Source organism: Kitasatospora sp. Root107, from assembly GCF_001424875.1.
Taxonomy (GTDB): domain Bacteria; phylum Actinomycetota; class Actinomycetes; order Streptomycetales; family Streptomycetaceae; genus Kitasatospora.
Genome location: NZ_LMCT01000035.1, coordinates 20,029 through 37,637, shown reverse-complemented (window position 1 = coordinate 37,637; position 17,609 = coordinate 20,029). Strand labels below are relative to the sequence as shown.

Sequence of the window (17,609 nt, the reverse complement as noted above, 5' to 3'; positions counted from 1 at the left end):
ACACCGTGCAGTGGATTTCTCCCGTGAGCCGCTGATGGCCCGACAGGTCTTGGCCGGTGGCGGGCTGCTGACCGCGCTGTACCGTCGGCGGGTCTTGCCGAGGCCCCGCGACTTCCCCACCGGTCGTGACTCCATGCGACGAGGGGCAAGCCACCAGCAGATGTGCAGTAGGCTCGCGCAGCGCTGCGGGGAGTAGCGCTCTCAACGGGGGAGGAAACAGGCTGTGTCCTGCATCAATTGTGGCCGTCCACTTCCGGCGGGCGGATCCTGCGCGCACTGCACCGCGCCGCAGCAGGCCCAGCACGCCGCCGTCCTGACGCCTCCGCCGCCGCCCGGTTGCGGCTACCCGCCACCAGTGGCTCAGCCGCTCCAGTACGGTGTTCCCGGCCAGCCTTTCGCTCCGGCCGTGCCTGGCTTTTCGCGCCGCAGGGTCGGCGGGCCCGCGACCGGGATCACCGTACTGGCCGTGCTGGCGCTGCTGTTGTTGGCCGGCGCGGGCAGATCCCCTGGGACGGCGAGCCGTTCCTCGGGGAACGGTCGGCGCGGGAGCAGGGTGAGACCCTGGCGGCCGTCAACCTCGGACTGGTCGGGGCAGCGCTGCTCTGCGGTTCCGGAATCGGGATCACCTTCCTGGTCTGGCTCAATCGGGCCCGCCACAACCTGTTCCTGATCCCCGGTGCGGACCCGCAGTGGGCGCCCGGGTGGACGGTCGGCGCCTGGTTCATCCCGCTGGGGAGCTTCGTCATCGGCCCGATGGTGGTCGGGGACGTGTCCCGTGCGACCTACGCGGGCCGTTCCGGCCGCGCACCGGCCGGCCTGCTCACGTTCGTCTGGCTGCTCCTCTGGGCACCTGGCCTCGCTGCGGTCGGGTTCGGCAGTGTGGCCGAATTCAACGAGTCAGGAGAGTTTCTCCCGATGGCCTTCGGCGGGCTGGCTGCCGCTGTGCTGGCGATCGCGTGCCTGCTCGGCACCGTCGGCTCGGTGACCCGGGTTCAGCGCCAGCTGCTCGGAGCCTGACAGACCGGGCCCACCGGCGGCGACCCGTGTTACGGGCAGGCGGCGGCGAGCAGGGATTCGGCGGCGGCGGTCCGGGCGTAGAGCACCGAGCGGCCGGCCCGGTGGGCGCTGACCAGGCCTGCGGCGCGCAGTGCGGTGAGGGACTGCGAGACGCCGGCCGGGGAGAGACCGGTGCGGTGGGCCAGGTCGGTGGTGGAGGCCGGGATCTCGAGTTCGCCGAGCAGCAGGGTGCGGGAGCGGCCGAGGACGGCGGCGAGGGCGTCGGTCCCGGTGGCGGGACGAGGTTCCCAGAGTGAGCCCACGCCGCGGGCGGGGTAGGCGAGTTGGGGTGGCTCCGGCCAGGTGACCCGGGTGAGCGGGCCCGGGGTGGTGAAGGCGGAGGGGATCAGCAGCAGTCCTGCCCCTGCGGTCTGCCGGGGCAGGGCTCGTTTCCGGTAGGCGAGCTGCAGGGCGTTGTCGTCCCAACTGACCGAAGGGTGCAGATCGTTGAGGAGCTGCCCGGTGCCGTGCTCGGCGACCTGGCGGGCTCGGTGGAAGAGATCGGCGTCGAGGACGGCGAGGATCCGGGCCCAGTAGGGAGCGAGGGCCAGCTCCCAGTACGTCTCGATCTCCTCCGTGACCCGGAGCAGGCAGGACCGGGGTTCCGCGTACAGGCTTCGCGAGCGGGGCCCGAGGCGGCCCTGCTCCTGCTGCAGCCGGTCGAGGTCCTGGCGGAGCCTGTACGCGGGGGTCGCCCGGATCGCGGCCAACTCCTGGTCCAGCGTGGGGGCCGGACCGGTCGGCGCAGGGTTGAGGAAGTCGGGGACGTACCCCCAGGACGGGACGAGCTCGGCGAGCCAGCCCCGCTCCAGGCCGGCGGGCGCCAACCGTGGCCGGACCTGCTCGGCCCAGGTCCGATGCACTGGATGTGCGGTGCCGGAGCGCAGCAGCCGGAAGCTGGTCCCGACCTCCCACATCGGCGAGACGGCGAATCGTACTTGGGCCAGATCGCTCGCCGAGAACGCCAGCTCCGCCACGTCGATGCCCCCGAGGATTCGGACAGGTGTGAATCAATGGCCGTCAGCGTACAAGTCCGTGAGCATACGGCCATGACATCGGAGACGAACACCGCAGCCGTAGCGGGCACCTGGAAGTCCGGCGAGCTTGAGCTGACCCGGATGGGGTACGGAGCAATGCAGTTGGCGGGCCCGAAGGTCTGGGGGCCGCCGCGTGATCGCCGCGCAGCGCTGGCCGTGCTGCGCGCCGCCGTCGAGGCGGGGATCACCCATATCGACACCAGCGACTACTACGGCCCGCACGTGGTCAACGACCTTATCCGCGAAGCGCTGTACCCCTACCCGGAGCAGCTGCGACTTGTCACCAAGGTCGGCGCCCGCCGTACTCCCGACGGTGCCTGGCCTGCCGCTGTGTCAGCCGACGAGCTGGTCCGGGCCGTGCACGACAATCTCGCCCGCCTGGACGTGCCGGTGCTGGACCTGGTCAACCTGCGGATGACCGACACCCGGGCCGCCGCCGACCTCGCCGGCCCGTTCGGCGTGCTGGCCGAACTGCGCGAGCAGGGCCTGATCCGGCACCTGGGAGTCAGCAACGTCAGCGCCGAACAGGTGCGGGCGGCGCAGGAGATCGCCCCGGTGACCACCGTCCAGAACTACTACAACGTCGCCAACCGCGCGGACGACGAGCTCGTCGACCGGTGTGCCGAACAAGGCATCGCCTACGTGCCGTTCTACCCGCTGGGCGGCTTCCGCCCGTTGCAGTCCGAGACCCTGGACCGGGTCGCCCGCGATCTGGGCTGCACGGCCCGGCAGGTGGCGCTGGCCTGGCTGCTGCAACGCTCACCGGCCATCCTGCTGATCCCGGGCACCTCCTCGGTCACGCATCTGCACGAGAACATCGCGGCCGCCACCCTCGCACTGCCCGGGTGGGCGCTGCGGACGCTCGACACGCTCGCCGGCAGGTGACCGCCGTTTGGCGGCCCGGCGGGAAAACTGACTTGGCGTCGGCACTGTCGCCTCACTACCGTTCGGGCATGAGAAGCGACGAAACAGCAGGTCAGCCGCCGGGCGGGAGCGTCGGGCCGGAGCGGGACGAGGTCGGCGCCGATGACGTGCCGGACCCGCAGGCGCGGGCGGAGCGGCGGGCCGCGCTGGTGGCCAGGATCCGAGCTGCCAATGCCCGCACGCTGGAGAGGCTGGCCGACCTGTGACCGATCACCTCGACCTCGACGATGTCGGGTACCTGGCGGGTGGCGCCGGGATGATCCGCGACGAGGGGCTGCTGCTCTCCGCGCTCGGCCGTCCGCAGCAGAGCGTGCTCGGGCAGGACGCCTATCCCGACCCATGGACCAAGGCGGCCGCGCTCGGCGAGAGCCTCGCCCGCAACCACCCGCTGATCGACCGGAACAAGCGGAGCACCTTCGAGGCGATGCTGCTCTTCCTCGACTACAACGGCGTCCCGTACACCGACCCGAGCGACGAGGAGGCGGTGCCGTTCATGCTGCGCCTGGCGCAGGGCGGCTTCGCCAACGACACCGCCGAGACGGCCCGCGCGTTGCGGGCCCTGCTCGGCGGCGGTGAGTGACGGCTGGTCAGCGTCCCGGTCAGACGAGGGCGAGCACGTCCTCGTGCGCGCCGTCGAGGACGAACCCGTTGTCGAGGCGGACCCGGACCGTCACGCTGACCCCCTGCTCCTGGAAGGCGGCCCACTCGGGCTCCAGGGCGGCGATCTGCGATTCGAGCCGCTTCCGGCTCTCCGCGGGCATCGTGTGGCCGTAGTCGTCGAGCAGCGGCTTCAGCCGCCGGTACTCGCGGACCTCCTCGGGCTCGGGCAGCTGCCCGTCCACCCGTTCGACGGTGCCCTCGGTGCCCGCCGCCAGGGACAGGAATCCGACCACGGCCCCGGTGGTCCCGGCGACCGCGTCGGCCAGCCCGATGTCCGTCGTGAGCCTGACCCGGCGGCCCTTCGTCAAGGTCATGGTCTTTCCCTCGGTTCGGTACGTGCCGCACGCGGAGGCGTCCGGTGTGGCCATTATCCGCAGTTCGGGCGGCTGCTCAGACGCGCTCGACGCAGCCTGCGAGGGCCGGTTGTGCTCGAATGTGCTCGGCCAGGCTGATTTTCAATCAACTATTGACGTGAGTACGGGAGTTGCGCTGCACTTGTCCGCAGTCCGCCAATGGCTGGAGGCCCGTCGTGCGACTGCTCAGGCTGCTCACCGCCGTACTCTGCACCGTGGCCGCACTGGCCCTGCCAGGATTGGCAGTCGCTCCGGCGCAGGCCGCCGCCGGACCCCCGCAGACCGTACCGGCGCTGCGCCAGTGGACCGCTGGCACCGGCTCGTTCACCTTCACCGCCGGGCGGATCGTGGTAGACCCGGCGTACAGTGCCCAACTCGCCGACGAGGCAGGGACGTTCGCCGAGGACCTGCGGGACCTGACCGGCCGGACCGTCCCGGTGGTCAACGGCAGCCCCGTGGCGGGGGACATCGCGCTGACCCTCGGGGACGCGGCCCTGCCCACCGAGGGCTACCGGATGACGGTCAGCCAGAGCGTCACGCTCCAGGGCGCCACCGACGCCGGGGTCTTCAACGGCACCCGCACCGTGCTCCAGCTCCTGCGCCAGTCGGCCACCGTCCCGGCCGGTACCGCCGTCGACTGGCCGACCAAGGCGGAACGCGGGCTGATGATCGACCAGGGGCGGAAGTTCTTCACCGTGCCGTGGATCGAGCAGCACATCAAGGAACTGGCGTACCTCAAGCTGAACTACTTCCACTTCCACCTGTCGGACACCTACGGGTTCCGGCTGGAGAGTTCCACCCACCCGGAGATCGTCTCCACCGACCACTACACCAAGCAGGACATCGCCGCGCTGGTCGCGCTGGGCCAGAAGTACCACGTCACGATCGTCCCCGAGATCGACACGCCCGGGCACATGAACGCGATCCTGGCCGCCCACCCCGAACTCAAGCTCAAGAACAGCTCGGGCACCGCCAGCCCCGACTTCATCGACCTCTCGCTGCCCGGCTCGTACACCCTGATCAAGGACCTGATCCAGGAGTACCTGCCGCTGTTCCCCGCCCCCTACTGGCACATCGGCGCGGACGAGTACGTCACCGACTACGCCAAGTACCCCCAGCTGCTCAGCTACGCCCGCGCCCACTACGGTGCCAACGCCACGGCCAAGGACACCTACTACGGCTTCGTCAACTGGTCCAACGCGCTGGTCCGGGCCGCCGGGAAGACCACCAGGATGTGGAACGACGGCATCAAGGCCGGTGACGGCACGATCCAGCCGGACCGGAACATCCTGGTCGAGTACTGGTACAGCTACGGCCTGACGCCCCAGCAACTCGCCGACGCAGGACACGTGGTGGCCAACGAGTCCTGGACGCCGACGTACTACGTGCTCGGCGGCGCGAAGCCGGACACCCGGTGGATGTACGAGAGTTGGCAGCCGGACCTGTTCCAGGGCAACAGCACGCTCGCCGACCCGTCCCGCAACCCCGGCTCGCTGATCCACGTCTGGTGCGACAACCCCACTGCCGAGACCGAGAGCCAGATCGCCGCCGGCATCATGTACCCGCTCCGGGCGCTGGCCCAACAGACCTGGGGCTCACCCAAGCCGGCCGCCACCTACGCTTCCTTCACCCCGATCGTCGCCGCCGTCGGCCACCACCCGGGCTGGCCCTCGACGGCTCAGCCCGGCGACCTCGCGCACAACCGTCCGACCACCGCCTCCAGCACCGAGACCGCCGCCTTCCCGGCCGCCTTCGCCACGGACGGCGACCAGGGGACCCGCTGGGCCAGCGCCTATGCCGACCCGCAGTGGATCCAGGTCGACCTCGGCTCCCCGCAGACGGTCAACCGGGTCGTGCTCCGCTGGGAGGCCGCGTACGGCAAGGCCTTCCAGATCCAGCTCTCCGACGACGCGGTGACCTGGCGCACCGTCCACTCCACCACCGCAGGCACCGGCGGCGTCCAGGAGCTCACCGGTCTCACCGGATCCGGCCGCTACATCCGGATGTACGGCACCCAGCGGGGCACCGGCTACGGCTACTCGCTGTACGAATTCGAGGTCTACGGCGGCCAGTTGAGCGGCACTCGGACGCTCACCGTGAACGGCAAGGCGCTGGACGACCCGGCCTCCTCGATGACCTCGGGCACCCAGCTGATCACCTGGCAGCCGCACGGCGGCCGCAACCAGCAGTGGCAGCTGACGGCCTACCCCGACGGCAGTTACACCATGGTCAACGGTGTCTCCGGTCTGTGCGCCGACGTTGCCGCCGGCACCGCGAACGCGGCCGTCGTCCAGGCCACCTGCACCGGCGGCGACAGTCAGCGCTGGCTGATCACCGCCACCGGCAGCGGCTACACCGTCGCGAACAGGCAGAGCACCCTCTTGCTGACCACCGCCGCCACCACGGACGGTGCCCCGGTCACCCAGCAGCCGGCCGGTGGCTCGGCCCTCCAGCTCTGGCAGATCAGCTGACGGGGCAAACCCTGCCGGGCGCGGCACTAGTTCGGGATCCGCCGGGAGTGGGCAGCGACGTCCGGGCGCTGTAGCAGCGGGTCGGTCGTGGGAATGGTGCGCCGTCAGGCAGACTCGGAGGCGGCCGTTCCACGTAACTCCGCCCCGGGTGGGCCGAGTGCCGGGGGCACCAGGCAGACTCGGGTGCAGCAGCCCACGACCGAGAGGATCGCGCATGATCACGTTGACGAAGGAAGACGGCCCGGCGGACCTCGACGGGGTCACCCATCTGTCCATCGGCGCCTCCTGGGACCCGACCGTCGGGAGCAGCGGCGGGCTGATCGGGAAGCTTCGGCAGAAGGCCGGCACCGACCTCGACCTGATCGCCATCGCGATGCAGGGCGCGGAGCCGGTACGGCTGGCCGGGCTGGACTCCCTGGACCCGCTGGGCAACGGCGGGTTGATACACAGTGGGGACAACCAGACCGGGCACGGCGACGGTGACGACGAGACGGTGACCGTCGACTTCTCCCGGGTCCCGGCGAACATCACGTCCATCGTGTTCATCGCTGCCGCCTACAAGAAGCGCAGCGCCTTCCAGAACGCGCGGAACATCAGCTTCAAGGTGTACGACGCGACGGGCGGCAGCAGCCAGCAGGTCGCCGACATCTGGCCCAGCATGCTGACCAACGACAACGGCTGCGCGGTCGCGAAGGCGGTGCGGGTCGGTGCGGGCTGGAAGCTGCAGGTGATCAACGAGACCGGGAAGATCAAGCAGGGGGACGAGAAGGACCTGATGCGCTTCGCGGTGAGCAAGTAGGAGCAAGGAGTACGGACGCCCGGTGGGCCGCTCCCGGATCGGGACCGGCCTACCGGGGTGCGGCCGACGTCGGCTCCACCGGGGTGACCGTCAGGGTCTTGCCCGCAGTGCCGGGCCGGGCGACGCCGTCCACCGACGTGCAGATGCCGAAGACCCGGTCGTGACCGGTCCAACCGTTGACCCGGCCACGGTTGTTGCTGATCTGCACCCGCCGCCTGGCCGGGTCAACTGCGGACACCAGGTGCAGGTACACCGTCCCGGCGACCCGGGCGAGCACGATGTCCCCGGTCTCCAGCTTCGAGGGGTCGACCGGTGCGACGACCACCTGCTGCCGACTGCGGATCAGCGGCACCATCGAGGAACCGGTGGGCCGGAACTCCACGCCACTCCGTCCAGCATGCCCATCCGCTGATCGTGGCAGACCCGGGCCGCGGGCCGCTCGGATTTACCGGCCGGCCGGGCCGACGGTGGGTCAGCTGTCGGGGGCGGCCGGCCGGGGCGGGCTGTTGTCCAGGCGGTGGACGAGCTCGCGCAGGGCGCGGAGTTCGCGCTCCAGGGCCTCGGCGCCCTGCGGGGTGAGGATCACCCAGGTGCGGGGGCGGCGTCCGGCGTAGCCCTTCTCGACGCTGACCAGGCCGGAGTCCTCCAGGACCTTCACGTGCCGGGACAGATTGCCGTCGGTGACCGCGAGTTGGGCCTTGAGGAAGCCGAAGTCCACCCGGTCGGCAGGGTGTTGGTCGGATGCAGCTCGTCCTCGTGCTGCGGGTCTGCGTCCCCGGTGGTCATGGGCCGACCGTACTCGATGCGGCGTGCCCGGCGAGCCGTCGGTCGGCCGCCCGCTGGGCGAACGCGGCGGCCAGCAGCACCAGCGCCAGCAGCAGTGCCTTGACCTGCGGGCCGTCGACCCAGCCGGGCTGCGGCTCAGGTGCCCAGGGCAGCAGACCGGTCTGCGGGCCCGCCCCGATGTACGCGGCGAGCAGTGCACTGTGCGCAGCGCCCGCTGCTGCGGTGACAGGGCCAGCACCACGACGGTGGCACCGCCGACGGTGAGCAGCCAGACGGTACGGCGCGGCACGATCCCACGGGACTCCCCGCGCAGGCGGTACCAGCGGGCCGCGGCGCCCCAGGCCAGCGGCAGGAGGGCGAACCAGACACCCCAGAAGACGAATTTGACCACCGAGCCGTCGAACTCCTGCGTACTGCACGGCGTCCCCCACTGGTGGGTGACGCACAGTTCGGTCAGCTCCGCGTAGGCGAAGTACGGGTAGACGGAGACGTGACGCCCGTCGGCACCGAAGTTGAACGCGTAGCGGGCGATGGGCACTGCCGCGAGCGCGAGCAGCCCGAACCCGAGCAGGACCGCCCAGGCGCCGCCGGTCCTGGCGCGGGCTCGGGTGCGGAGTGTATCGGTGCGGGCCAGTAGCTGTTCGGCTGCTGCCCTGTGCTCGTCGTTCACTGCCGGTACCCCCATGGTGTGGCCCCCTTGCTTGCGTGCTTCCTGATGCAATGTACTTTGCAGTGCAAAGTACATTGCCGTCAAGAGCTTGTCGCTATGGGCGACACGCGCAGCGGAACGGTTCTGCACCCCAATTGCCGCAATCCGCCCGCCTCGTGCCTTAGCTTGCTTCGTGTCCTACCTGGGCGTCCGACACCGCGAGCAGCTCTGGGGTTCACATGTCCGAGGCCAAAACCAGTGCCAGGTCCTTCCCGTTGGCGTCGCCACCGGCCGACCTGTACGGCGCGTTCGACTCCGAGCAGTTCACCCTGGGTGCGCTGGCGACGGCCGACCCCGGTGGGCTCGCGGCCCGGCTCGGGGTGGCCGAGGAGGCGGCGGCCCTCGCGGTCGAGGCCGACCGGCAGGGGTGGGCGCGGGCGTCGGCGCGGCTGCTCCGGGAGCGTCCGGAGCTGCTCGGCGAGCTGCGCAGGGTGCACGCCAACAGCTACCTCGCCGACGAGGCGCCGCTGCACATCGTCGATGTCTCGGCGGTGCGACCGGTGCTCTGCGACCGTCCGTTCGAGCTGACCGTCCGTTACCAGAACGCCGGCGACGTCCAGGTGGCGCTGGTGTCGGTCAGGGTCGGCTGGGCCGGCGAGCCGTTCACCGTCGAGCGGGAGGTGGGCGAAGGCGAGCGCGAGGGCCGCGTCGTCGTGGCGTTCGGTGAGGAACAGACCCTGCCGGTCGGCCCGGCCGAGTTCGAGGTGACCCTGCTGCGCGCGGACGGGGCGCAGGCCGGCTTCGTGCGCGGGGTCCACGTGCTCCCGTCGAACCCGCTCTCCCTCGGACTCGCCCCGGCCGGTGCCCGGGTGACCGGCACCTGGAGCGTCCGGGGCGACTACCTGCCGGCCTCGGACACCTTCCTGACGGAGTGTGAGATCACTCTCGCCAACGGCGACGGCCGGGCCGTCTCGATGAACCGCCGGGTGGACTGGCAGTTCTGGGACGGTCGGGTGGGCACCGGGACGCTGATCGAGTCCGGCTCCTTCGACTGGTCCGGCGCGGTCTCGGTACCGGCCAACGGGGTCTGGCGCGGCGGAGCCTGGTTCAGCTCGCCGCGCGGCAGCGGGATCTTCGGTACGTACGAGCGGAAGGAGGACATGACCCTGTCGGTGGCCATGACCGCCGCCGACGGGCGCGTGGTGCGGGGTGAGATCACCGCCCGGGTCATGCTCGCCTTCGGGGTCAACATCATCAAGGTGGGCGGGTTCGGCGCACAGGAGCACACGGACCTCTACGACGCCGTCGACCGGATGCGGCAGGTCTACGAGTTGCGCGACCTGACGCTGCGTGGGGTCGACCGCCGGATCATCACCGACGCCCAGGCGGGTGGGTACACCGTCCTCAACAGCGAGACGGACTTCCGCGACCTGCTGGAGGACTGGTCCTGCCGGAACGACTTCGTCGACGTCTTCGCCGTCCAGGACTTCCAGTGGGGCGGCTACAACGGGTACGCCGGTGACATCCCGGGGCCGGCCGCCAAGGGTGGGCGCAAGGACGGCGTCGCGGTCGAGAAGACCGGCTACACCGACGCGTCCGGGACGGCGCGGCTGGACGTGACCACCCTGGCCCAGCTGATCGGGCACGAGGTCGGCCACTACCTGGGCCTGTCGCACCAGGAGACCACCGACAACCTGATGCGCAGCAACACCGGGGACCGGGGGCCGGTGCTCGACTACGACCAGTACCGGACGATGTTCCCGCACGGGTTCGTCTTCTACGACTGATCGGCTTCACCAGCAGCGGTGCCATGAGTTGGACGAGCGGACGTAGGAGACGAGACATGGCCGACATCACGTACCTGCCGCCCGAGCCTGCGGTGCCGGAGGTGCCCGGTGGGCGCACCAGGGCCTCGGTCCTGGTCGACCTGGAGCGGTGGCCGGCCGTCCAGGCACTGGGCGCGATCGACGACGGCGCGGCGGTGGAGTGCCTCACAGACCTGGCGCTCTCCCCGGTCGAGGTGGACGGGATCCGGATCACGGCGCTCGGCGCGCTCGGCCCCGAGCGGGCCCGCGAACTGCTCGACGAGCTGGCCGAGCACCCGTCCCCGTCCCCGGTTCGCGACCACGCCCGGCGGCTGCGCGGCGACTCGCTGCCCGAACGCTTCGGACGGCCCCGTCAGGTGCCGCGCGACTCCGCACACGAACGGGAGCACGGGGGCGGACCGCGCTCGGGGTGCTGCTGCTGAGCGAGCGTCGCGAGTTGTCGCAACGGATGGTTCACCCGCCCGGGTCGGCGTGGGTGGTGGAGCTCGGACGGTACGGGTGGTCAACTCGGGGGTGGGCGAAGCGAAGTAGCCCCACCGGAGGAGTACCTGTGATCCGTCGCGCGTCGACCCTCACGCTGGCCGTGGCCCTCAGCGGCGCCGCACTGCTCGCCGGGGGCGCCCCGGCAACAGCGGCGGGCGGCACCGTCACCTGTGACGTCGCCGCCATGAGCGTCCGTGCCGCACACCTGCGAGCGCAGGGGCGGTACGCCGAGGCGCAGGCCGTGGAGCAGCGGATCCGGGCCTGCGAGGACGCGGAGAACGACAACAGCGGTCCGCTCTGGCACTGACGTCCCCAACTCGACTGCGTGGAGGGGGTGTTCGGGTTCGTCGGTGACCGGTCCCCGGCAGGGGCGGCGCGGGGACCGGTAGCGGTGAGAGCGGGGTCAGCCTGCGACGGCGAGGGCGGCCGTGGCCATCGACTGTTCGCCTGCGGCGTTGGGGTGGAAGGCGGCTGCGCCGGTGGCGAAGAGCGGTTCGAGCCAGCGGGTGCCGCTGGGCTTGCACGCGTCGTGGCCGATGGAGGGCGTGTAGGTGTCGACGTAGCGGGCGCCGTGGCCGGCGGCCTGGGCGGCGATCACGGCGTTGAGGTGCTTCTCGGTGTCGCGCAGCCAGGGGGCGTCGCCCTTGGCGATGGAGACCGTGGAGAAGCAGTTGGTGCCGTTGTCCGGGAGGATCGCCGGGTAGCCGGTGACCAGGATGGTGGCCCGGGGGGAGCGTTGCCGGATGCCGTCGAGGGTGGCGGCGATCTTGGTGGCCGTGGCGTCGATCTTGGCGGAGAGCTGATCGGCACCGGCGCTCGTGTAACTCGACTTGCAGGGCGCGCCGTAGGGGGAGAACAGCCCCAGGGTGGCGCAGCGCACGATGATGTCGGCGAAGCCGATGTCGTTGCCGCCGATGGTGAGGGTGACCAGGTCGGTATCGGCGTTCAGGGCGTTGAACTGCGGCCCGCCGGAGCCGCTCTGGGTGGAGGTCATGTCGGCGGTGGTGGCACCGCCGCAGGTCACGTCGGCCCGGGCGGTGGGCGCCAGTGCCGCGGTCACGAGCGACGGGTAGTTGCGGCTGGAGCGGGCGCACGCGGTGTCGATCTGGTCCGGCACGCCGGCGGCGGAGGCGTACGAGTCGCCGAGCGCGACGTACCGGCCGTAGGTGGTCTGGGCGGCGGGGGTCGCGGCCGCTGCGATGCCGGTGAGTGCGGCGGTGAGGGCGAGGGCGGTGAGGGCGGTGCGGGCGCGAGTGGTTCCGGTCGACGGCATGGGGGTGCCTCCGGGGAGAAACGGGTGGGGGAGGGAGTGCCCGCCGGGTGGGCGTGGGGGCGCAGGCGGGAGGCGATTCACCCTCCGCCGTTGTTACCAGGCGGTTCTACCGTGCGGTAAGGATGTGGGCCGACTGACAAGCTGTCAATAACTCTGGCAGCGGCGGTAGTTGGCGTGCCGCGTCGTGGTCCGGCCTGGGATCCGGACGAGTAGGAGGCCCTGGTCCCTGGTGACTTCTCTCTGACGCCAGGTCAGCGGGTCAGCAGGCTGTGCAGGGCCCCGTCGGCGTGGCCGAGTCGACGGGTGGCCAGCCAGGCGGCGGCGCCGGCGGTGTTGCCCGCGTGGGTGACCGGGGCGTCGGGCCAGCGTGCGGCGACGCGGGTACGGACCTCGGCGGTGAGCGGGGAGTCGGGCGAGAGCACGCCGCCGGCCAGCACCACGGGGAGTTGCGAGTGCGCCGGGCGGACGGTGGTGAGCGAGTCGAGCAGGTGGTCGGCCGCTCGTTCGACCAGCCGGCGGGCCTGCGGGTCGCCGGCGGTGGCCGCGTCCAGAACGAGCGGGGCGAGCCGGGCCAGCCGTACGGGGGCGTCGGCGTGAGCCGCGGTGATCAGGGCGGAGCGGACCCGGGGGCCGGGCGGGTGCGGGCCGGCCAGGGCGTGGATCACCTGGGCGGCGAGGCCGTCGAGTTCGCCCCGGTCGTTGGCGGCGAGAGCGCTCGCCACGGCGGCGCGGCCGAGCCAGTAGCCGGAGCCCCGGTCGCCGAGCAGCCAGCCGTGACCGTCGGCGGTCCGTACGGGCTCGAAGTCGTGGCACTGCGCCGCGGCGGCGCCGGTGCCGCTGAGCAGCACTGACCCGGCCGGGCCTGCGGTGCCTGCGGTGTAGGCGAGTTCGAGGTCGCTGACCATGCGGGGGGTGACCAGGAGGCCGGCCGTGGGCCAGACCTCGTCGAGGGACGTGGCGGCGATCAGGCCACCGGCCAGGCCGATCACACCGGCGGTGACCCTGGCCGGATCGACCTCGGCCAGGGCGGTGCGCAGGGCGTCCAGGACGTTCCTGGCGGAGGTGGCCGCACCGTGCGAGACCGGGTTGCCACCCGCACCGGTGGCGGTGGCGAGCACCCGGCCGTCGAGGTCGGCGAGCAGCACCCGGGTGGTGGAACCGCCGACGTCCAGGCCGAGCACCAGCGGCCCGGTGATCACGCGGTACGCCGGATGCGGCCTGCGTACCGTGCCTCCAGTACCTGGTTGTGGTCGTCGCCGCCGGGGATGTTGGCCGACAGGTAGACGGGCGGGATGCCTCCGGTGGCCTCGATCTGCCCGATCACCTCGGCGATGATCTGCTGGGCGAGCAGGGCGGCGGTGATCGAGGAGATGCCGCAGGCCTTGCCGCCGCCGTTCATGGGGAGGACGGCGTCGCCGTACGGTGCCCCGTTGTCCAGTGCGACGTCGGCCAGGTCGCGCAGCCGGAGGCCGGACGGGTGCTTGGGCTGGACGCGCGCGGTGTGCTCCGCCGAGGTGATAGCGATCAGCGGGTGGCCGTTCTCCTTTGCCAGCCGGGCGAGTTCGACCACGCAGCCGTTCACCCCGGAGTTGGAGGCGATCACGAAGACGTCGGCCGGGTGCGGTGCCGCGAGCTCGAACAGCAGGGCGGCGGAGTCGGTGCCGCGCTCCAACTCGGGCCCGGCCAGGGCATTCAGGGGTCGCCCGCCGTAGAGCACCACGTCGCGCAGGGCGATCCGGTTGCTGGGCACCAGGCCGCCGGCCCGGCCCGCGATCTCCATGGCGAGTGCCTCGGAGTGACCGGTGCCGAACGCCTGCACGATACCTTCGGCGGCCAGTGCCGAAGTGATCAACTCGGCGGCCCTGACCACCCCTTCGGCCTGCTCCCTGCTGACGCGGTCGATGGCGGCATGGGCCGCGGCCGCGAACTCCGCCGCTGACGGTGTGGGCACCTGGACCTCCTCGGTGTGTTCCCTGTGCTGCCCAACTATTGGGCCGCGCCCACCCCCTGTCAACGAGTGGACTAGACCTGCCGGGTCCGCGGTGCAGGACGGTGCGCCGGACGTCCGACGCGCTGCACCGGGAGCGGGGCCGAGGCCCGTCGGCGGACCTGTCACACTGATCGACATGACCCCCGACCGTCGCAGCCTCGGGCTGCCCGCATTCTCCGAGCCCGCCACCGACACGCCCGCTCCGGCCCCGAGCACCGGCCGGCGCCTGCCTCCCGTCGAGCAGGGTGCCGACTTCCGGCAGCCGCCCGGCGAGGAGGCCGTGGTGCCGGGTCCGGCTCGCCGGCCGCTCGCCGTGGGCGGCCTGACCTTCTCCGACCCGGGCTCCGGTACCGCGATCTGACCGTACGTCCGGCGGCGGTCGCCGCCGGACCGTCGGCACTGCCGGATCAGTGCTCCGTGATGCCGCAGGTCGGGTGCCCCGGGCAGTGCCGGTCGTCGGTGACCGCGAGCCTGAGAAGGAACGCCAGCCACAGGACGATCACCACAGCGAATATCGTGGCGAACGGATCCTTGCCGAACCACTTCCTCATCTTGTCCCCCCTCGCCCGGGGCGGGCGCCCCGCCACTGATGATTTGGTACCCCGACGGCCGCTAGTGCACGCAGAACTCGTTGCCCTCCGGGTCCGTCATGACCACCCACTCGCCGGCCGGTTCCTTGACGTGGCGGTAGACCTGGGCGCCGAGGGCGGTGAGGCGCTCGACCTCGGCCTCCCGCTGGCCCGCCGGGCCGTGCAGGTCGATGTGCAGGCGGTTCTTGCTGGTCTTCTTCTCCGACTCCGGTACGCGGTTGAAGAGCACCCGACGGCCCAGCCCGACGCCGCTGTCCGGGTCGTACGGTTCGTCCGGATGGCGTACCGCCGCCGCGTCGCGCCAGGCGCGTCGGCCGTGGTGGTCGACGACGATCTCGGGTGGGACGGCGCCGACGTCGAGGAGTCTGCCGATGAGGGGGCTGTGGTCCTCGACCGCGTAGTGCAGCGCGGCGGCCCAGAAGTCGGCCTGGGCGTGCGGGTCGTGGGTGTCGACAACAAGCTTCCAGTGCACTGGGGTTGACGTCATGGTCACCATTTTATGGACTCGCACTGACATCGCGGGCTGCCGCCGCGCCCGGCAGGTGGTCGCCTCAGACTCCAGCGGTGGCCGTGATGTCACCGGCGGCGATGGCGGCGGTGAGCGCGGCGTGGTCGGATTCGGTCCGGTCGGCGTAGTGCAGGGCGAAGTCGGCGATCGCGCGGTCGAAGGTGTCGGCGGCACCGAGATAGCCCGCGATGGCGATGCGGTCGCCGGACCGGGCGTGAGCGCGGGCCAGGGTCGCGCCGCACAGCCGGGCGTACTGACGGAGAACAGCGGGGGTCATGGTCTCGACGGCGGCCGACCCCTTCATGTCCCGCAGCTGGCGGCCGTAGAAGTGCCGGCCGTTCGGCCCGGTCATCCAGCCGAGGAAGATGTCGCCGGCGGCCTGCATGAGCCGCTGCCCCGCGACCACCCGGTGGCCGTGGTGATCGTGCCCGTCGCCCGGCAGATGGTCCTCCAGGACCGACCGGTCGGCCTCCTTGATCTGGAGGAAGAGCGGGTCCTCCTCGTCGCGGCCGGTCAGCAGCAGGATGAAGCAGCGGGTGCCGACACTCCCGACGCCGACGACCTTCCGTGCCGCGTCGACGAAGCGGTAGCGGTCCAGCAGCAGGCGGCGCTCCTCGGGGAGGGTGCTGCGGTACTCGCTGAAGATCTTGCCGACGGAGCGCCGCTCGGCGCTGCTGACCGCTTCCAGCAGCGGCGGGTCGTGCCTGATCCGCCGTCGGCCGTCCCGGATCTCGGTGAGTTTGCCGAGCGCCTGCAGGTTGGTGCGGCGACGGGCGCGTTCGAGGTTGGTATCGACCTGGCGCCGTTCCTTGCGGTCGTGGACCAGCGCGAGCACCGCGTCGGCGTCGATCCGCTCGTACCAGACGGCGAGTTCGCCCTGTTCCGCCAACTGTCGAACGGCGAGCCGGTAGGCCCGGGCGGCGGCGCGAGCGGCTCGCCAGGCCCGGGCGTCACCGTGCCCGTTGTCGCGGGCGGCCACCGCGACGCTGGCGGCGAGCCGTTTGACGTCCCATTCGAACGGCCCCGGCAGGGTCTCGTCGAAGTCGTTGAGATCGAACAGCAGCGCCCGCTCGGGGGAGGCGAAGACCCCGAAGTTCAGCAGGTGGGCGTCGCCGCAGAGCTGGACGGTCAGGCCGGTGTTCGGCACGGCTGCCAGGTCGGCGGTCATCACGGCGGCCGAGCCGCGCAGGAAGGTGAACGGGGAGACGGCCATCCGGCCGTAGCGGATCGGCAGGAGCTCGGCCACCCGGTCGGTGGCCTGCCGCTCGAGCACGCGCAGCGGATCGGGCCGGTCCGCTGCCGCGCTCCACCGGCCGTGGGAGGCCCGGCTGACGGTCTTTCGGGCGGCGCGGCCGCGGCGTGCTCGCTCGTCTGGACTGGTCATGGCCCGTTCCTGTCGTCCGTCCTGGTGGTCTGCTCCCGAGCCTGGGTGGGCCCAGGCCGCCGCGCACGTGGGCCTCGGCCCGGTCAGCCCTTGTGGCTCCGGGAAGGCTTCTTCGGGTCGTCCGCCGGGTGCTGTGGCGCTGTGGCAGTCTGTGCGGTCGGCCACTTGAGCTCGATCTCCAGCTCCACGTGCCCGTCGCCGACCTCGACCTCGATCTCGCTCGTCAGCTCGTCGGGGATGCGCAGGGTCAGCTTCCCGGAGCCCAGCTCCAGCTGGGCCTTGCCGCCGCGCCTCAGCGCTTCCGCGAGCGCGGTGAGCTGATCCGCCACCTCAAGGCGGGACAGCGAACCCTCTTGTTCGAACTTGAGATCCTTCATGGATGCCTCCGAATCGGCGGGTACAGCGGGTACGGCCAATTCTGCGGGCGCGCAGCGGACCGGGCACCCGGACGAGGAGGCCACCGGCCGGCTCGCCGCGCCGTCGACAGTCCTACCCCTGGCCTCGCGGCTGACGCTCCGCCGAAGGTGACCCTGACGCTGTCAGTCCTGGTCGGGGTGCGGGGCGGAGGGGAGGACGGCGCGCAGGTCCGCCGGCTGGACGAGGGACATGGCGTGGCCGTCCCGTAGGACGACTGCGATCTGCCGACCCTGGGTGGCGAGTCGGGTGAGAGCGGTGTCGGCGGGCTCGCCGTGGCCGAAGTGGGGGAGGGGTGGGCCGGGGTGGGTGCCGAGGGGGTCGGTCGGGGTGGCCGTGCCGTCGGTGAGGGCGGCTTCCAGCTGCTGGAGGGTCACCGCGCCGGTGAGTTCGGGGGCGGTGGGGC

Annotated in this window: 21 protein-coding genes and 1 pseudogene; 10 read left to right on the top strand and 12 right to left on the bottom strand. The window is 71.6% G+C overall.

Annotated elements, in window-relative coordinates:
- Nucleotides 1-237 precede the first annotated feature (237 nt).
- On the top strand, nucleotides 238-1,017 hold the full coding sequence (locus ASC99_RS26835) for a DUF4328 domain-containing protein (RefSeq protein WP_057236746.1): 780 nt from the start codon (nucleotides 238-240) through the stop codon (nucleotides 1,015-1,017).
- Nucleotides 1,018-1,046: 29 nt separating this feature from the next.
- On the opposite strand, the gene ASC99_RS26830 is transcribed toward ASC99_RS26835, so the two are convergent.
- The gene (locus ASC99_RS26830) at nucleotides 1,047-1,973 is read right to left on the bottom strand and encodes a DUF5937 family protein (RefSeq protein WP_157531770.1); all 927 of its coding nucleotides are present in this window, start codon (nucleotides 1,971-1,973) and stop codon (nucleotides 1,047-1,049) included.
- A 132-nt stretch (nucleotides 1,974-2,105) separates the two neighbouring features.
- Here ASC99_RS26830 and ASC99_RS26825 point away from each other — a divergent pair, with 132 nt between their 5' ends.
- The 3 genes from ASC99_RS26825 (at nucleotide 2,106) to ASC99_RS26820 (ending at nucleotide 3,597) form a co-directional block, all read left to right on the top strand.
- Nucleotides 2,106-2,978 (top strand): oxidoreductase, encoded by an 873-nt coding sequence (locus tag ASC99_RS26825; protein ID WP_057236741.1) that lies wholly within the window; start codon nucleotides 2,106-2,108, stop codon nucleotides 2,976-2,978.
- 68 nt (nucleotides 2,979-3,046) lie between these two features.
- Complete coding sequence (locus ASC99_RS38940; RefSeq protein WP_157531766.1) at nucleotides 3,047-3,223, top strand: hypothetical protein; 177 nt, start codon at nucleotides 3,047-3,049, stop codon at nucleotides 3,221-3,223.
- A complete protein-coding gene (locus tag ASC99_RS26820; protein ID WP_235583146.1) occupies nucleotides 3,220-3,597 on the top strand; it encodes a type II toxin-antitoxin system death-on-curing family toxin in 378 nt (125 codons plus the stop codon). The genes ASC99_RS38940 and ASC99_RS26820 overlap by 4 nt, the downstream gene beginning before the upstream one ends.
- A 19-nt stretch (nucleotides 3,598-3,616) precedes the next feature.
- Here the strand turns inward: ASC99_RS26820 and ASC99_RS26815 are convergent, their stop codons facing one another.
- On the bottom strand, nucleotides 3,617-3,991 hold the full coding sequence (locus ASC99_RS26815; protein WP_057236740.1) for a hypothetical protein: 375 nt from the start codon (nucleotides 3,989-3,991) through the stop codon (nucleotides 3,617-3,619).
- 215 nt (nucleotides 3,992-4,206) lie between these two features.
- Between ASC99_RS26815 and ASC99_RS26810 the strand changes: the two genes are divergently transcribed.
- Complete coding sequence (locus ASC99_RS26810) at nucleotides 4,207-6,501, top strand: family 20 glycosylhydrolase (RefSeq protein WP_157531765.1); 2,295 nt, start codon at nucleotides 4,207-4,209, stop codon at nucleotides 6,499-6,501.
- A gap of 214 nt (nucleotides 6,502-6,715) precedes the next feature.
- The gene (locus ASC99_RS26805) at nucleotides 6,716-7,300 is read left to right on the top strand and encodes a TerD family protein (RefSeq protein ID WP_057236738.1); all 585 of its coding nucleotides are present in this window, start codon (nucleotides 6,716-6,718) and stop codon (nucleotides 7,298-7,300) included.
- Between the two features lie 49 nt (nucleotides 7,301-7,349).
- Here ASC99_RS26805 and ASC99_RS26800 read toward each other — a convergent pair whose 3' ends face one another.
- On the bottom strand, nucleotides 7,350-7,682 hold the full coding sequence (locus tag ASC99_RS26800; protein WP_057236736.1) for a hypothetical protein: 333 nt from the start codon (nucleotides 7,680-7,682) through the stop codon (nucleotides 7,350-7,352).
- Nucleotides 7,683-7,772: 90 nt separating this feature from the next.
- On the bottom strand, nucleotides 7,773-8,771 hold the full coding sequence (locus tag ASC99_RS37760) for a transcriptional regulator (RefSeq protein ID WP_235583145.1): 999 nt from the start codon (nucleotides 8,769-8,771) through the stop codon (nucleotides 7,773-7,775).
- 203 nt (nucleotides 8,772-8,974) lie between these two features.
- On the opposite strand from ASC99_RS37760, the gene ASC99_RS26790 reads away from it, so the two are divergent.
- From ASC99_RS26790 to ASC99_RS26780, 3 genes are all read left to right on the top strand, one after another.
- The gene (locus tag ASC99_RS26790) at nucleotides 8,975-10,522 is read left to right on the top strand and encodes a hypothetical protein (RefSeq protein WP_157531764.1); all 1,548 of its coding nucleotides are present in this window, start codon (nucleotides 8,975-8,977) and stop codon (nucleotides 10,520-10,522) included.
- A 56-nt stretch (nucleotides 10,523-10,578) separates the two neighbouring features.
- Nucleotides 10,579-10,983, top strand: a complete 405-nt coding sequence (locus ASC99_RS26785) for a HEAT repeat domain-containing protein (RefSeq protein WP_057236732.1) — start codon at nucleotides 10,579-10,581, stop codon at nucleotides 10,981-10,983.
- Between the two features lie 128 nt (nucleotides 10,984-11,111).
- The gene (locus ASC99_RS26780) at nucleotides 11,112-11,351 is read left to right on the top strand and encodes a hypothetical protein (protein ID WP_057236730.1); all 240 of its coding nucleotides are present in this window, start codon (nucleotides 11,112-11,114) and stop codon (nucleotides 11,349-11,351) included.
- Between the two features lie 96 nt (nucleotides 11,352-11,447).
- Here the strand turns inward: ASC99_RS26780 and ASC99_RS26775 are convergent, their stop codons facing one another.
- The 3 genes from ASC99_RS26775 to ASC99_RS26765 form a co-directional block, all read right to left on the bottom strand.
- Complete coding sequence (locus tag ASC99_RS26775) at nucleotides 11,448-12,317, bottom strand: SGNH/GDSL hydrolase family protein (RefSeq protein ID WP_057236728.1); 870 nt, start codon at nucleotides 12,315-12,317, stop codon at nucleotides 11,448-11,450.
- Nucleotides 12,318-12,568: 251 nt separating this feature from the next.
- Entirely contained in the window at nucleotides 12,569-13,516 is a 948-nt protein-coding gene (locus ASC99_RS26770; RefSeq protein ID WP_200948440.1) for an N-acetylglucosamine kinase, read from the bottom strand.
- The gene (locus ASC99_RS26765) at nucleotides 13,513-14,268 is read right to left on the bottom strand and encodes a sugar isomerase domain-containing protein (RefSeq protein ID WP_057236726.1); all 756 of its coding nucleotides are present in this window, start codon (nucleotides 14,266-14,268) and stop codon (nucleotides 13,513-13,515) included. Before ASC99_RS26765 ends, ASC99_RS26770 begins: the two co-directional genes overlap by 4 nt.
- A 175-nt stretch (nucleotides 14,269-14,443) precedes the next feature.
- Between ASC99_RS26765 and ASC99_RS26760 the strand changes: the two genes are divergently transcribed.
- Nucleotides 14,444-14,668, top strand: coding sequence for a hypothetical protein (locus tag ASC99_RS26760; RefSeq protein WP_057236723.1), 225 nt, complete (start codon nucleotides 14,444-14,446; stop codon nucleotides 14,666-14,668).
- A gap of 46 nt (nucleotides 14,669-14,714) precedes the next feature.
- On the opposite strand, the gene ASC99_RS38930 is transcribed toward ASC99_RS26760, so the two are convergent.
- The 5 genes and pseudogenes from ASC99_RS38930 to ASC99_RS26740 form a co-directional block, all read right to left on the bottom strand.
- On the bottom strand, nucleotides 14,715-14,858 hold the full coding sequence (locus ASC99_RS38930; RefSeq protein WP_157531763.1) for a hypothetical protein: 144 nt from the start codon (nucleotides 14,856-14,858) through the stop codon (nucleotides 14,715-14,717).
- A 61-nt stretch (nucleotides 14,859-14,919) separates the two neighbouring features.
- Nucleotides 14,920-15,384, bottom strand: coding sequence for a VOC family protein (locus ASC99_RS26755; RefSeq protein ID WP_057236766.1), 465 nt, complete (start codon nucleotides 15,382-15,384; stop codon nucleotides 14,920-14,922).
- 64 nt (nucleotides 15,385-15,448) lie between these two features.
- Nucleotides 15,449-16,789 (bottom strand): DUF2252 domain-containing protein, encoded by a 1,341-nt coding sequence (locus ASC99_RS26750; RefSeq protein WP_057236721.1) that lies wholly within the window; start codon nucleotides 16,787-16,789, stop codon nucleotides 15,449-15,451.
- Between the two features lie 83 nt (nucleotides 16,790-16,872).
- Nucleotides 16,873-17,166, bottom strand: coding sequence for an amphi-Trp domain-containing protein (locus tag ASC99_RS26745; RefSeq protein WP_082598661.1), 294 nt, complete (start codon nucleotides 17,164-17,166; stop codon nucleotides 16,873-16,875).
- Nucleotides 17,167-17,328: 162 nt separating this feature from the next.
- Nucleotides 17,329-17,609: pseudogene (locus tag ASC99_RS26740) on the bottom strand (hypothetical protein); the annotation flags it as partial.

Bases quoted from the DNA above. Each gene is read 5' to 3' on its own strand.
- ASC99_RS26755 (WP_057236766.1), bottom strand. From the start codon at position 15,384: ATGACGTCAACCCCAGTGCACTGGAAGCTTGTTGTCGACACCCACGAC.
- ASC99_RS26785 (WP_057236732.1), top strand. From the start codon at position 10,579: ATGGCCGACATCACGTACCTGCCGCCCGAGCCTGCGGTGCCGGAGGTG.
- ASC99_RS26790 (WP_157531764.1), top strand. From the start codon at position 8,975: ATGTCCGAGGCCAAAACCAGTGCCAGGTCCTTCCCGTTGGCGTCGCCA.
- ASC99_RS26775 (WP_057236728.1), bottom strand. From the start codon at position 12,317: ATGCCGTCGACCGGAACCACTCGCGCCCGCACCGCCCTCACCGCCCTC.
- ASC99_RS26745 (WP_082598661.1), bottom strand. From the start codon at position 17,166: ATGAAGGATCTCAAGTTCGAACAAGAGGGTTCGCTGTCCCGCCTTGAG.
- ASC99_RS26815 (WP_057236740.1), bottom strand. From the start codon at position 3,991: ATGACCTTGACGAAGGGCCGCCGGGTCAGGCTCACGACGGACATCGGG.
- ASC99_RS38930 (WP_157531763.1), bottom strand. From the start codon at position 14,858: ATGAGGAAGTGGTTCGGCAAGGATCCGTTCGCCACGATATTCGCTGTG.
- ASC99_RS37760 (WP_235583145.1), bottom strand. From the start codon at position 8,771: ATGGGGGTACCGGCAGTGAACGACGAGCACAGGGCAGCAGCCGAACAG.
- ASC99_RS26825 (WP_057236741.1), top strand. From the start codon at position 2,106: ATGACATCGGAGACGAACACCGCAGCCGTAGCGGGCACCTGGAAGTCC.
- ASC99_RS26760 (WP_057236723.1), top strand. From the start codon at position 14,444: ATGACCCCCGACCGTCGCAGCCTCGGGCTGCCCGCATTCTCCGAGCCC.
- ASC99_RS26750 (WP_057236721.1), bottom strand. From the start codon at position 16,789: ATGACCAGTCCAGACGAGCGAGCACGCCGCGGCCGCGCCGCCCGAAAG.
- ASC99_RS26830 (WP_157531770.1), bottom strand. From the start codon at position 1,973: ATGTGGGAGGTCGGGACCAGCTTCCGGCTGCTGCGCTCCGGCACCGCA.
- ASC99_RS38940 (WP_157531766.1), top strand. From the start codon at position 3,047: ATGAGAAGCGACGAAACAGCAGGTCAGCCGCCGGGCGGGAGCGTCGGG.
- ASC99_RS26805 (WP_057236738.1), top strand. From the start codon at position 6,716: ATGATCACGTTGACGAAGGAAGACGGCCCGGCGGACCTCGACGGGGTC.